Origin of the sequence: Sinomicrobium kalidii (assembly GCF_021183825.1) — a bacterium.
Taxonomy (GTDB): Bacteria; Bacteroidota; Bacteroidia; order Flavobacteriales; family Flavobacteriaceae; genus Sinomicrobium; species Sinomicrobium kalidii.
Map to the genome: position 1 here is coordinate 560,328 of NZ_CP089211.1, position 14,466 is coordinate 574,793.

The following is a 14,466-nucleotide window of genomic DNA, read 5'->3' on the forward strand; positions in this document are numbered from 1 at the left end:
GGGAGGTCCCTCCGCTTGCGGCACCTCCCCTAAAGGGGAGGATATTATCTTCTTAATAGTGTTACGGATATTCCTGTGGAGACGCACGGCCGTGCGTCTCTAACATTCTTTTTTTACCTGTCCAGTTCGAGGCTGGCCAGGATAAACGGTCCTGTTGCCTTGGGGTCGTTGGCCCTTATTTTTTCGTTAATGTAATACTCGTAGGAACCGTCGCGATAGGGATTCCCTCCCAATCCGGCTACGGCACAGACCTGTGTGATGTTCACCACACCATTGTCTTCCACTTCTATCAGGTTATCCAGGACACCCTGGTAGCCTTTTCTGGCTACTTCCAGGTACGATTCCGGAAGGTAGCCCTTCCGCACACCTTTGGCCATGCTGTAGACAAACATGCTTGAACCGGAGGCCTCCAGGTAATTGCCTTCCCTGTCCCCCATATCCACTACCTGGTACCACAGGCCGGAATCCTTGTCCTGAAAATTACTCAGGGCCTCGGCCAACTGGTTCAGGTACCCGATAAGTTCTTTTCTTTCCGGCCGATCTTCCGGATAAAAATCCAGTACGTCCACCAGGGCCATGGCATACCAACCGAGTGCCCTGGACCAGAAATGCGGGGAAGTCCCGGTTTCCTTATCGGCCCATTTCTGTTCGCGGCTTTCATCCCAGCCGTGGTATAACAGTCCTGTTTCGGGATCACGGGAATGTTTTTGGATAAGGCGGAATTGCAGGGCAATATCGTCAAAGGATTTGGCCGCCGTTTGTTCATCTTCAAATGTCTTTGCATATTCGGCATAGAAAGGTTGCCCCATATACAGGCCGTCCAGCCACATCTGCCAGGGGTATCTCTTTTTGTGCCAGAAACCACCATCGGAAGTACGGGGGTGCCCGTCCAGTTGTTTCCGCAATGTTTTTATGGCTTTCAGGTAATTTTCCTTTTTGGTCTTATCATAAAGGTACAACAACACCTTACCGGAGTTGATCATGTCGATATTGTACTTCTCCATATCATAGGTCAATATCTCTCCGTCGGCATTGATCATTGTATCGGCAAAGGCCTGTATGTAATCGTAATATTTTTCTTTCCCCGTTTCTTCATATAATTTTTCGAATCCCCTTAATACCAGCCCCTGGGTATAGCTCCATTTGGGTTTGGTATGGAAATCGAGCTGCCAGGCGTCGGGAAAACGTTCCATTTCCGAAAGGGCCATACGCTCCGACCATTTGAGACCGGACGGTACTATTTGTGTTGCCGCTTCCTTCTTTTTTTCTTTTTTATCTTTTTTTTCCTTCGGACCGCAGGCTATTGCCGAAAAAACGAGTAACAGCAATACTCCTTTAAGGTATGTTCGTTTCATTAGTAAAAGGTTAGTTATATTGAATCGGATTTATCGAGCTTATCCAGTTTGGCATCTATATCGTCCAAAAATTCTTTCTCGGTCTTTAAGCCATTCGGTTCCTGTTCCCAGGCGGCCATAAAATAGAAATCAACGGTGGTATCCACAGGTTTAAACACGACCAGGTGATCGTAGTCGGAATCGGATACACTTTCCACATCGTCCAGTTTATAGAAAACAGCCATTCCCAGTTGATCGTCATCCGAGACCAGGGTCTGTTTTCCGTAAGTAGCGATATATCCCCATTTTTCTCCTTCTTTCTTTAGCAGCGGTACTTCTTCAAATTTAACGATCCCGGTGCAGATTCCTTTCACTTTGGCTGAAGGTGTGATCTGGTGCAACGTATACCTGTCTTCCGGGAAAATGGTCAGTTTCGATCTCAGGTCGATGGTCTTATCAAGGGTTTTCCATCCTTTATAATCTATTTCAACGGAAGAGGAATTATCGGTATTCTCAATATCGACCCCGGTGGATTCCACGTTTTCAAAATGGCGGACTTCCCCCTGAACATATCGTCCGATGGAACCGATGCCCAGTGCCTTACCCACTTTCAGTATATCCGCTCCCCAGGGCGACATTTCGTGATAGGAATCAAAACCATCCTGCCCTACCTGTTGCAGGACCATGGTATCAGTTTTTTTTCCGAAAATGTCTATGGCGTTCCTCCAGTCGAGATACAGGCGATATCCCACCTGCCCGTTTTCCCAGCCGGGACCTTCGTAGCGAATATAATAGGAATGATCGGTATGCTCTTCGGGAAGGTCGAGATGATCGACATTGACAAATTTACTTCCGCCTTCGTATTTATGGTCGACCCACTTCCCTCCTTGCTTATGCGATATTTCGGCATAAGTTTGTTTCGGGGAAGCTGTTACTTCCTTCTCAATCTTAACTTCAGGAGCTTTTTCCTCCTTTTTTGCTCTGTCTTTGCACGACATCAATGTCAGCAAGGACAGGATGACAGTGATTTTAAGTGTATTCATAGTTTGATCGTAATGATTGTCTTTAAATTCCAAATCCTCCTCAATGGGATTCTTCGCTTTAGGTTGTCTTGAACGAAAGTCGAAAGGCTCAGAATGACATTGAACAGGGATTTTAAAAAAGGAGCCCATAAAAAACAACACACTAACCAGGGCTCCTTTCAAACACTAAACTAAATTTATGAGAACATGCTATTGATAGCCTTCATTTTGCGTAAACTCTCCCTTGTTGGTCACCGCATCGAGCTGTGATTGCGGTATGGGCCTTACGCTGTGGTACGGCTGAATATTCGAAGCCGCATCGGGGTTCCATTCCTGTACTCTTTCCACCAGTTTTCCGGTACGCTTAAGATCAAACCACCGCAACTGTTCTCCCGCAAATTCCCGGGCCCTTTCGTCCAGGATCATATCGAGGTCAAGATCGGCTGCGGTAATCTCCATTTCCGTTTCATGTCCGGGAAGGGCTGCTCTGCGCCTTATGGCATTAAAGTAATCTACCGCTTCTCCTATATTGCCAAGGTTCATTTCGGCCTCGGCGACAATGAGGTACATTTCGGCCAGCCGAATTACAAAAGCGTCCCTTTTTCCCTGTTGCTGAGAGATCGTAAGCCGTGAAGGGTCGAGAAATTTCTTGACCGACATATACCTGTCTCTCACCTGGGGTGCATCGTTTTCATCATAGGTCCTGCTACGGTCTATAATAGTGTATACCTTACTGTCTTTTACCGATTGCGGCACCACTTCTTTAGTGGCATAAATGGCAGTATCTCCCGGTTGCATCCCTTCGGGTGCATTATCCGGATTATTGGAATACCAGACGGTCTGGAAAGTTGCATCGAAACGGGCGTCTTTTGTTTCATCGAACAAGTCAAGCAAATGTGTTGTGGGCATAAACCTGGCAAACGGACGTCCGTTATCTATGTCCCGTTGCATTCCGGGCAACTGGTCATAGGTCATCAGGAAAAACAGGTGGGAATTGTTCCCTCCGTCCCTGAGCAGTATTTCTCCATCAGGATGTTCGAGTTCTTCGTTCAGCACCAGATCTGCCGTAAAGTTCACCAGCCATACGATCTCGGGGTTTCTCACATTATCAATGTCCCAGAGGTCTGCATAATTATCTTCGAGGGAAAAACTGTAATTATTGATCACGCTTTTGGCGTACTGGGCGGCCAGGGCGTCTTCTCCCCGGGTGAGGTACATCCTGGCCAGAAAAGCTTCGGCTGCGGCCTTGTTTGCCCTGCCGTAATCATCAGAAGTGGCCGGTAAATTTCCTACCGCAAATTCGAGGTCTGCAAAGATCTGGTTATAAAATTCCTCCACAGATGTCCGGGTGGCTGTTTCCTGGATGCTCTTTACTTCTTCTGTAAAGAGGTGAACACCTCCCCAGGTCTCTACAATATGCCAAAGATAAAATGCCCGGAGAAACCGTGCTTCGGCCGTTCTTACGGGTTTCAGGCCCTCTTCCAGAGGTGAATCGGGAATACGTTCTACCGCAGCATTACAGGTATTCAATGCAGAATAAAACCTGGTCCAGTAAAACCCTATGGGACCGTTAGCTCCGGACAAGTCCGAATTATAAAGCGCCACCGGCGGGTTTTCCATTCCGTTCCCACGGGTAAAAATGTCTGTTCCGGTTTCCGTAAGTGCTATTCCGTTTTCTTTCCCATACCAAAAACGCATGGGAGTGTAACAGGAATTTACCAGGGCCTCAATGCCTTCCAGTGTAGTATAATAGGAGTCTGCCGTGAGTCCCGACTTATTGTCTTCTTCGAGAAAACTCTCGCATGAAGCGAACACCCCGGCCAATATGATCGATATAATGATTCTTATTTTCATAATTTCCAGCTTTACTTAGGTTCTTAGAGTTCTAAATTGATTCCGAATACCATCTGCCTCGTCATGGGGAAGCTGAGATTTCCTCCCCTTTCCGGGTCATAAGGGTCCATGTCGCTAAAGACAAAATAGTTTTTAGCTGTAGCATAACACCGCAGTTTGGATATTTTCAGGTAATCCAATACCGACTGTGGAAAATTATAGGCCAGGGTAATATCCCTGATCTTTACAAAAGAACCATCTACATATTCCAGCGTAGAATAATACTGCGTACTGGACCTGCTGGTTCCCGCATCGGGCCTCGGATAGGCATTAGTGGGGTTTTCCGGGGTCCAGTAATCTACCCTGGGGCCGTTTTCACGGGCATCTATCTTATACGATCCGGCCGCCTCACTTGTAATAGTCTGTCCCTGCCTTGCATAGACAAAAACGTTAAGCTCCAACCCTTTGTAACTAAACCGGTTGTTAAACCCAAGGGTGTAATCGGGTACCGTACTTCCGATAATAACACGGTCTTCAGGACTAATGATACCATCGCCGTCCTGGTCCTTTACTTTTATATCGCCGGGATCCTGTCCGTAAGATGCTGCTTCATCGGTTTCATCCTGTTGCCAGATACCGATTTTTTCATAGTCGTAAAAAGAATCGATAGGATGCCCTACAAACCAGCTATTGGCCAGGTCGCGGTCACCTTCGGGAAGTTCCATGATCTCTTCATTATTGGTAGTAAAAGTGATGTCTGAACTCCAACCGAAACCGTCGGTACTTTCTACAAGGTTAATGGTGTTGATGTAGAGTTCGAGTCCCCTGTTCCTCGTTTTCCCGATGTTGTCCCATGCAGAGCTAAACCCTGACGATGTAGGCAATGCCCTTTGCATGAGCAGATCTCTTGTATCCTGTTGGTACAGGTCCAGCGAACCGGATATCCTGTTCCTGAAAAAACCGAAATCAATACCGAAATTGGTAGTTGCCGTCGTTTCCCAGCTAAGATCGGAAGAGGCAATGAGCGACGGGTAATAACCGAAAGCCGGTGTTTCATCCGTCCCCTGATCGTAGGCATAGGTACTTTTGGACAAACTCCCCAGTGTCTGGTAGGGCGATACGGCACTGTTTCCCGAAATACCGTAGCTTATCCTGGCTTTTAATTGTGATATGGCCTGGCTGTCTTTCAAAAAGTTCTCTTCTTTCAACACCCATGAAAAAGCTGCCGAAGGAAAGTAGCCCCATTTGTTACCGGGAGCGAGTACGGAAGACCCGTCGGCACGCATCAGTAATGTGAGCAGGTATTTATTGTCATACTTATAGTTCACCCTTCCGAAAAAAGAAGCCAGTTGCTTTTCTTCCAGGCTGCTGTTTACCTGTACCTGCGACTGCAATCCGCCAAGGTTGTGGAACAACATGGTAGCCGATGCAAGGTCACGCCCCTGGGCCAGGTAATTTTCTTCTACGGTCTTCCAGATACTGGTTCCAAGGAGTCCCTGTATCTCGTGTTTTCCGGTAGTATAGGTGTAATTGGCAAAATTTTCCCAGGTGGTCCGGTTAAAAGTTCCATTTTCCGCCTTAGCCAGTGACAGGCCGTCCGCCCCCACTTCAATAGTATTTGTTGCGGAGAACGTCCCTCTTCGGAAAGTAGTATGGTCTATACCCAGACGGGAAGTCAATGTAAGGTTTTCTATCGGGGTCCAGTCTATACTGATATTTCCGAAAAACCTTTTGTTCTTTTCATTGTCCTTATAATTACCGGGTACTTCGTCCATTAGCGGATTGAGTGTAGAACTGTCTCCCACCGGAAAGGTGATAACATTCCCTTCATCGTCATAAGGCCTTCCCAGCGGGCTCATCTTATTGGCCTGGTTCAGCGGATCTCTTCTCCTGTTGTGGTCTTTCATGGTATACATGACATTGGTAGAGACCTTCAGGTTGTCCAATACCTGGTGATCTACGGTCATCCGGCCGCTGTAACGGTCCAGGTTATCATTTTTCAGCAGTCCTTCTTCCCTGAAATATTCCATGGAAAAATAATAGGTAGTCTTTTCCGATCCTCCGGAAACGCTTACCTGGTGGTTTTGCTGACTCCCCGTACCGAGAAGCTGATCTGCCCAGTCGGTCCATACTCCGTTTTGATAATTTTCCAGTTGGGTAGGGTTAAAAATATTGGCATCGTCTTCGGGCCCGCTCCACTCTCCTACGGTTCTTCTGGACTCTCTCCGGAGTTCCACCCATTCGGGGCCGGTCATAATATCGGCATACCCGCCAAGGGTTTGCACACTGTAATAACTGTTTACGGAAACCTTGCTTTTTCCGGATCGTCCTTTTTTAGTGGTTATGAGTATTACCCCATTGGCTCCCAGTGTTCCGTAAATAGCAGTTGCCGAAGCATCTTTGAGCACTTCCACAGAGGCAATGTCATTCGGGTTTACATCTAGTGTGGAACCGTATATCATACCATCTACAACTACCAAAGGCCCGTTATTTGCATTCAGGGAGCGATTTCCCCGAATGGAAAAATTAAGGCCCGCTCCGGCCTGTCCGCTCGATTTGGTAAGGTCTACTCCCGGCACTTTTCCCTGCATAGTTTCCAGGGCATTGGTCACCGGTATCGACGTAAGGTCGCGTTCCTTCACCGATGCCACCGAACCTGTAAGGTCAGATTTTTTCACCGCACCATAACCGATAACCACTACTTCATCCAGGGCTTCGGCATCTTCGGCCATCTGCACATTAATGGTATTGGAATTCCCTACCGTCCTTTCTTCCTTCTTCTGCCCGATATACGTAAACTCCAGTACCTGTCCGGATGCTGCCTGTATTGCATAGTTACCGTCAAAATCGGTCTGGGTTCCTGTCGTGGTACCCTGCACAAGGATATTAACTCCCGGCAGCGGCACTCCCTGCTGGTCGGTTACCGTACCTGTCACCGTTTTTTCCTGGGCATGAACGCGCTGTACCAGAAACAAGCTGCACAGCAATGAAAAGGCCCAGACAGCCTTTACAGGTACCATAGAGAATAGTTTGTAATTCATTATTATTAAAAAATTAGTTAGTTAATAGATGATTGAGTATTTTGTAATCGATTGCACTAAAGTATATAAAAATATATTATCCACAAATTTTTTAGTGTATTTTTTACAAAAAAGACAAATAGCTGTCATTTTATTAAGATTATAACCTATTGAAATAAGGGATATTAGCTTTTCACTATATCCTTTCAGGAAAATTTCATTACTAATATTCTATCATTTTCGAAATTGTTCCGGTGAAGTTAAATACCGATACGAGGTGGGATACTGACCTGCGGCCGCCCATCGTATAATACTATCCTGCAAACCGACGGGAATCCCAGCATTTTTTACGGAACCGGAGGAATAGCCATCAACTAAAAAAGGAGACATAATACATGCCTCCTCTTAATTGTAATGATAATATGTCTTTTTATATAACTATTCTATAGATTTGATAACAGCTTTAGGTGCTTCTTTCCTGCTGCCGTCAAAACCATCTACACCGCTTACGGTGGTATATTTCATAACATATTTTTTGCCGGGATTAATGATCCGGTAGGCACTCTGGCACATCAGGGTGGCTTCGTGGAAACCGCACAGGATCAGTTTTAATTTTCCGGGATAGGTATTTACGTCGCCTATGGCAAAAATACCGGGAATATTCGTTTCATAATCCAGCGCATTGTTCACCTTGATGGCATTTTTCTCGATTTCGAGTCCCCAGTTGGCCATAGGACCGAGTTTGGGGGCCAGTCCAAATAACGGAATAAAACAGTCGGTTTCCAGTTTTTCTTCCTCTCCGTTACGGGTTACCGTTATAGTTTCCAGTTTTTCATCGCCGTGCAGCGAAGTTACCTCGGCGGGCGTTATAATATTGACTTTCCCCAGCTTTTTGAGCTCCTGCACCTTTTCTACGGAATCAAGTGCTCCCCTGAATTCGTTCCTGCGATGCACCAGGGTAACGTCTGAGGCCACATCGGCCAGGTAGATGGTCCAGTCCAGCGCAGAGTCCCCCCCGCCGGCAATGGTCACTTTTTTATCGCGATATACTTCCGGGTTCTTGATGAAGTAGGCCACCCCCCGGTCTTCAAACAGGTCAATTTTATCCAACGGGGGCTTTCTGGGTTCAAAGCTGCCCAGCCCGCCTGCTATGGCTATAACCGGCGCATGGTGTTTGGTTCCCTTGTTAGTGGTGACTATAAAACTGCCGTCGTCCAGTTTTTCAATGGTTTCGGCACGTTCACCCAAGGTAAATCCCGGTTCAAAGGCCTTGATCTGGTCCATAAGGTTCTTTACCAGATCTCCTGCCAGAACTTCCGGAAATCCGGGAATATCGTAAATGGGTTTCTTCGGGTATATTTCCGAGAGTTGTCCCCCCGGCTGGGGCAGGGCATCAATGATATGGCATTTCAGCTTCAACAAGCCCGCCTCAAAAACTGCAAACAGTCCTGTAGGGCCGGCACCGATGATAAGTATATCTGTTTTAATCATTTTATATTGAAAATTGGGAATTCCATATTCCATTAGCTTCTCCCGTCTTCGAAATTTACGGGCAATACAAAACCTTTCCCCCTATCCTGTCGGGACAGGGAGAACACCGAAAGTACCTTACAGGCCTCTAACTCACTCCTACTACCTGTTCAATCTGGGGGGCATATTTCTTGATGGTGGTCTCTACCCCCGCCTTGAGTGTCATATGGTTTACATGGCAATCCGTACAGGCGCCTTCGAGACGCACTTTAACCAGTTTGCCCTCATCTATGGAGACCAAGGATATATTACCGCCATCACTTTCCAGAAACGGGCGGATCTCGTCTAAGGCTTTTTCTACGTTGATTTGCAATTCTTCTTTTGTCATCTTTCCATGTTTAAGACCTGCGTACGGATTACAGCACCATAATGGTTCCGTTATCCTTTTACGGGTCAAGATACTATTTCTTTTTTACGGCCGAACAACCGGCCATAGTGGTTATTTTTATAGCTTCGGTAGGCGGGAGGTTTTCATTCCTGCCCACTACTTCCCGTACTACGTTTTTCGTCAGGTTTTCAAAGGCTTCCTCCAGCGGTGTTGCCGTTTGCAGGGCCGCAGGACGACCAACGTCCCCTGCCTCCCTGATACTCTGTACCAGCGGAATTTCGCCGAGGAAAGGCACATCAAGGTCTTCCGAAAGGTTTTTGGCGCCTTCCCGACCGAAGATATAATACTTATTGTCCGGCAATTCTTCCGGGGTAAAGTATGCCATATTTTCCACAATGCCCAGTACGGGCACGCGTATGCTTTCCTGCTGGAACATGGCCACCCCTTTGCGGGCATCGGCCAGGGCCACATTCTGTGGTGTACTCACCACCACGGCACCGGTAACGGGCAGGGACTGCATAATGCTGAGATGTATATCCCCGGTTCCCGGCGGAAGGTCCACCAGCAAAAAGTCCAGTTCGCCCCAGGCAGCATCAAAGATCATCTGGTTGAGCGCCTTGGACGCCATGGGTCCCCGCCATATCACGGCCTGGTCGGGCTGTGTAAAGAACCCGATAGACAGTACTTTGACCCCGTAGTTTTCCACGGGCTTCATCTTGGATTTCCCGTCTACCTGTACGGCCAGCGGTCGTTCCCTTTCCACATCGAGCATCATCGGGATGGAAGGTCCGTAGATATCGGCATCCAGCAGGCCCACCTTAAACCCCATCCTGGCCAGTGTAACCGCGAGGTTGGCCGTTATTGTAGATTTTCCCACTCCCCCTTTTCCGGAAGCCACGGCAATAACGTTCTTAATGCCGGGAATGGACTTTCCTTTTATCTGCGGTTTTTTCTCCGGGGCATCTACCTTGATATTTACTTTTATCTTGGCTTTCTCATAGACTTCGCTGTGAACGGCCTTCAGTATCTCCACCTCGGTTTTCTTACGGGCCTGCAGACTGGGGTTTTTTATGGTGACATCCACCACAACCTCATCCCCGAATGTCATGATATTGGTGACAGCGCCGCTCTCTACCATATTCTTTCCTTCACCGGGCACGGTTATGGTTTCTAATGCTTTCAGTATTTCTTTTTTGTCCAGCTTCATGTAGTATAGATTCGTTCTAAATTAAACTCATTCTAAATTACAAAGATAAGGTTTCGCTTCCATATTTTAAAACGCCGGGATAGAAATGCTCAATTACAGCATAGGTTTCCTTTATTTTCACTGTAATTCCCCGGAAGGGTCCCAGAAAAGTTCTTCAAAACGGACGATGTGATTGTCTTTTACTTCCACACCTTCACTTTCCAGGAGTTGTTGCATGAGATTGGTTCCGCTGAAGTGATGTTTCCCGCTGAGCAGGCCCTTGCGGTTGACCACCCGGTGAGCCGGGACATCTTCCCGGCCGTTACAGGCGTTCATGGCCCAGCCCACCATACGTGCAGACCGCGCCGTGCCGAGATAACGGGCAATAGCGCCGTAGGAAGTGACCCTTCCGTAAGGTATTTCGCGGGCCACGGCATATACTTTTTCAAAAAAATTCAGGTTTTCGGGTTTCACGGGCGGGGTATCTGTTTCAAGGTTAGTGCTGTCTTACTTTACCGGACATTTTAACTTCTGCTATCCTTATCCACCATAAAAAATACGAATAAGTGTAATAATAACCAAAACCAGCATCAATCCGCTCAGGATATAATCGGAATATTTTGTCAGCTGCTCGGTCCTGTCCTCCATCTTGTTAAAATACACCACATACACATACAGTGTGGCAAACGTGCCCAGTCCGGCAGCCAGGATAAAGACAAGGATATCGGCCAGCTCAAACTTTATCCATCCGGAGACGTTCCAGGCTGCATTGATCCCGCAGAAATAAGGTATGGGCAAAAGATTGAGCGAGGAGAGCAGCATCCCCTTAAAAAAACTCTTCCGCTTGCTCACGTATGCCGAACGCATTTTTTTTGCTTTCTTCTTTTTACCCACCACAAAAAAATAAATGGCAAAAAAGGAAAAGACTATCACTGCTATCTTCATCAGGATATCAATGATATGCGTATTCCTGTAAAGATATTTTGATATCAGCACCCCGATATAGGCCTGCCCGATCACTATGAGAGAAGCTCCTACGGCAAACAGGATACCGTTTGTTCTTCCTTTCAAAGCACTGGTCTTCGCCGCGGTCATATTCACCAGTCCGGGGAGCAGTACCCCCATTGATGCTGCAGAAAACGTGGCAAAGAACAGAATCACAATATGTGTCATTTCCGGTTGGTTGTTTTATTAAGGTACTGTTTTACCTGCCGTAAACCACTTTTTACACAGGAATCAGAGCCTGAATTTTATATAGGTTATCGGTTTTTGCTGCTCAAGATACTGTTTTTCATAGAAAGTCTGTATACCGGTCACTTCTTCCGGAGAATATTCGTTGCGGTAAACGTCGTGATGCGCATAGCATATTTCATGTCCGAGCCCATGCAATAACCCCAGGGTATATCCGTGCATAAATTCGCTGTCGGTCTTGAGATGAATCACTCCGTCCTTTTTGAGTATCTTTTGGTATCTGGACAAAAAATCGGTATTGGTAAGCCGGTGCTTGGTCCTTTTGTATTTGATTTGCGGATCGGGGAAGGTGATCCATATTTCACTTACTTCATTACTTTCGAAAAAGAGGTCAATCAGTTCTATTTGCGTTCGTAAAAAAGCAACATTGCCCAGGTTTTCTTCCAGGGCTGTCCTGGCACCTCTCCAGAAGCGGGCACCCTTGATATCGACGCCTATAAAGTTCTTATCCGGATATTTCCGTGCGAGGCTCACGGCATATTCGCCTTTGCCACACCCCAGTTCCAATACGACGGGATTGCTGTTTTTAAAAAAATCGGTTCCCCATTTCCCTTTGAGCGGAAATCCTTCGGAAAGGACTTTGTCCCGTACCGGCTGAATAACATTGGAAAAAGTCTCGTTTTCCCTGAATCGCTTTAGCTTGTTTTTGCTGCCCACAACAATTATTTAATTTTTTGGCAAAATTAAGGAAATATTTAACTGTTTAAGAAATCCTTATTTTGCAGACATGAACTACCGGATACTCGTTGCCCCCCTCAACTGGGGTTTGGGGCATGCCACCAGGTGCATTCCAGTGATACGGGCGTTACAGGAAAACGGCTTTTGCCCCGTAATTGCCTCCGATGGCATTGCCCTGGAGTTGCTGAAGAAGGAATTTCCCGGCCTGGAAAGCATATACCTGCCCTCCTACCAGATAGAATATGCCAAGGAGGGAAAATATTTTAAGCTGAAGATGATATGGGATTCCCCGAAAATGGTCAAGGCCATTTCCAGGGAAAAAAAGCTGGTCAAAAAAATTGTTAAGGAAAGGCAGATAGACGGTATTATTTCCGACAACCGCCTGGGGGTTTACCATAAAAAAGTTCCTTCGGTGTTCATTACCCATCAATTAAATGTCCTTACGGGAAGTACGTCCTGGCTGAGTTCCAAAGTCCACCGGAAGATCATAAAGAAATTTGACCAGTGCTGGGTGCCGGACATGGAAGAGAAACCCAATCTGAGCGGAAAACTCGGCCACATGAAAAAAGCATCCGTACCGGTTAAGTATATCGGCCCCCTGAGCCGTTTGCAGAAAAAGGAACTGGATATTATCTACGACCTCGCCATTATCCTGTCGGGCCCCGAACCGCAACGAACGCTACTGGAAAACAAGATCGTGAGGGAGATCCAGAACTACACAGGCAGTATCCTTTTTGTACGGGGAGAGATCGAGAATTCGCAAAACATTCAGAAAAAGGGTAACGTTACCATTTACAACTTTATGCGTTCGGAAGAACTGGAAACCGCCCTGAACCAAAGTGCGCTGATACTGTCGCGTTCGGGCTACACCACCATAATGGACCTCGTCAATCTCAGGAAAAGGGCCTTTTTTATTCCCACTCCGGGACAATACGAACAGGAATACCTGGCCAAACGGTTCGATAAAAAAGGGATGGTACCTTTCGCCACCCAAAAGGATTTCCGCATACAGATGCTGTCACAGGTCGAAAACTACAAGGGACTGCCGGAACTGCCGGTAAACCGTTTTAATTTTGAGGAATTGTTTGAGCTTTTCCGCTCCCCCCATGAAAATTTTGAGGTTTTGTAGAAACGGTCCTTCTCCTTCGGAGGTTAGCTCTCCTGTAGTTCTTCCGGTACTTCCACTTTTTCCAGGGTAAAGGAAAATTCAGACCCCATACCGAAAACGCTTTCCACATAGATCTTTTCGCTGTGGGCTTCCATGATGTGTTTTACGATCGCCAGTCCGAGTCCCGAGCCGCCTTCTTTTCTGCTTCCGCTTTTGTCTACCCGGAAAAAACGCTCGAACAAACGGGGGATATGCTGTTTTTCAATCCCTTCCCCATTATCGGTGATCCGTACAATAACCTTGTTCTTTATGAGGTTTTCAATGCTTATTTCCGTCGTACCATCCTTTTTACCGTATTTTATGGAATTGACAACGAGATTGGTAACCACCTGCTGTATGCGCTCCTTGTCGGCACGTACCATGATCGGGCTTTCGTAGGCCATGTCGAAAGTGAGGGTGATATTCTTTTTTGCAGCCTTCATTTCCAGGAGGTCAAAGGAGTTTTCCACCACTTCCACAATGTTGAACTCCTCGTAGTCCAGGTGAAGGTCGCCTACTTCCAGTTTGGTTATCATATCGAGGTCCCGGACAATGTAAATGAGCCTTTCCACACCTTTTGCCGCCCGCTGAAGGTACTTTTTACGAACCGACTTGTCTTTGATGGCCCCATCCAGGAGGGTGAGAATATACCCCTGAACGGTAAACAGCGGGGTTTTCAGCTCGTGCGACACATTTCCCATAAATTCCTTTCGGTAGGTTTCCCGGACTTTCAGGGTTTCGATCTCCAGTTTTTTGTCCTGCGCAAACTTTTCGATCTCCCTGGTCAGGGTAGCCATATCGGTGGTGATGGGCTGTTGATGGAAGGAGGTGGATTCCAGCAGGGAAACATCGTCATAGATTTTTTTAACCCGCTTGTAGATAAACCGTTCCACCCGGAACTGGATAATAAAAAAGCAGATGGCAAAATTCACCACAACAAAGATGAGCAATGCTTTCCAATACATTTCCAGGGGAGCCGGAGTGGAAAACAGATACAGCAACAGGGTAACAAAAGCACCCGAAATTATAGTGATATACAGGGAAGAGCGCAATGCGAACTTATAGGATTTCTTCAGTTTTGTCGGCATCTCAAAAAATTGTTCATTTCATCCCTGCAAAGAAACAGAAAAAATATGT

General features: G+C 46.8%; 12 protein-coding genes. 1 reads left to right on the forward strand and 11 read right to left on the reverse strand.

Annotated features, from left to right (window positions below; translation table 11 throughout):
* Positions 1–113: 113 nt before the first annotated feature.
* The 10 genes from LS482_RS02105 to trmB all read right to left on the reverse strand — a co-directional run bounded on the left by LS482_RS02105 (position 114) and on the right by trmB (position 12,161).
* Complete coding sequence (locus LS482_RS02105; protein WP_233030095.1) at positions 114–1,355, reverse strand: glycoside hydrolase family 88/105 protein; 1,242 nt, start codon at positions 1,353–1,355, stop codon at positions 114–116.
* Between the two features lie 14 nt (positions 1,356–1,369).
* The gene (locus LS482_RS02110) at positions 1,370–2,377 is read right to left on the reverse strand and encodes a DUF4861 family protein (protein WP_233030096.1); all 1,008 of its coding nucleotides are present in this window, start codon (positions 2,375–2,377) and stop codon (positions 1,370–1,372) included.
* 189 nt (positions 2,378–2,566) lie between these two features.
* Entirely contained in the window at positions 2,567–4,210 is a 1,644-nt protein-coding gene (locus tag LS482_RS02115; RefSeq protein WP_233030097.1) for a RagB/SusD family nutrient uptake outer membrane protein, read from the reverse strand.
* Between the two features lie 23 nt (positions 4,211–4,233).
* Positions 4,234–7,209, reverse strand: a complete 2,976-nt coding sequence (locus LS482_RS02120; protein WP_233030098.1) for a SusC/RagA family TonB-linked outer membrane protein — start codon at positions 7,207–7,209, stop codon at positions 4,234–4,236.
* Positions 7,210–7,647: 438 nt separating this feature from the next.
* Positions 7,648–8,700 carry an NAD(P)/FAD-dependent oxidoreductase gene (locus LS482_RS02125; RefSeq protein WP_233030100.1) on the reverse strand — a complete coding sequence of 351 codons (1,053 nt, stop codon included), beginning with the start codon at positions 8,698–8,700 and terminating at the stop codon, positions 7,648–7,650.
* Positions 8,701–8,827: 127 nt separating this feature from the next.
* A complete protein-coding gene (locus tag LS482_RS02130) occupies positions 8,828–9,067 on the reverse strand; it encodes a NifU family protein (protein ID WP_233030101.1) in 240 nt (79 codons plus the stop codon).
* 73 nt (positions 9,068–9,140) lie between these two features.
* Positions 9,141–10,274, reverse strand: a complete 1,134-nt coding sequence (locus LS482_RS02135) for an Mrp/NBP35 family ATP-binding protein (protein ID WP_233030103.1) — start codon at positions 10,272–10,274, stop codon at positions 9,141–9,143.
* Between the two features lie 117 nt (positions 10,275–10,391).
* Positions 10,392–10,727, reverse strand: a complete 336-nt coding sequence (locus LS482_RS02140) for an MGMT family protein (protein ID WP_233030104.1) — start codon at positions 10,725–10,727, stop codon at positions 10,392–10,394.
* A gap of 66 nt (positions 10,728–10,793) precedes the next feature.
* The gene (locus LS482_RS02145) at positions 10,794–11,426 is read right to left on the reverse strand and encodes a LysE family transporter (RefSeq protein ID WP_233030106.1); all 633 of its coding nucleotides are present in this window, start codon (positions 11,424–11,426) and stop codon (positions 10,794–10,796) included.
* A gap of 63 nt (positions 11,427–11,489) precedes the next feature.
* Positions 11,490–12,161, reverse strand: a complete 672-nt coding sequence (trmB, locus tag LS482_RS02150) for a tRNA (guanosine(46)-N7)-methyltransferase TrmB (protein WP_233030108.1) — start codon at positions 12,159–12,161, stop codon at positions 11,490–11,492.
* A gap of 70 nt (positions 12,162–12,231) precedes the next feature.
* Here trmB and LS482_RS02155 point away from each other — a divergent pair, with 70 nt between their 5' ends.
* Entirely contained in the window at positions 12,232–13,311 is a 1,080-nt protein-coding gene (locus LS482_RS02155; protein WP_233030109.1) for a glycosyltransferase, read from the forward strand.
* 23 nt (positions 13,312–13,334) lie between these two features.
* Here LS482_RS02155 and LS482_RS02160 read toward each other — a convergent pair whose 3' ends face one another.
* The gene (locus LS482_RS02160; RefSeq protein ID WP_437441015.1) at positions 13,335–14,294 is read right to left on the reverse strand and encodes a sensor histidine kinase; all 960 of its coding nucleotides are present in this window, start codon (positions 14,292–14,294) and stop codon (positions 13,335–13,337) included.
* Positions 14,295–14,466: the final 172 nt, after the last annotated feature.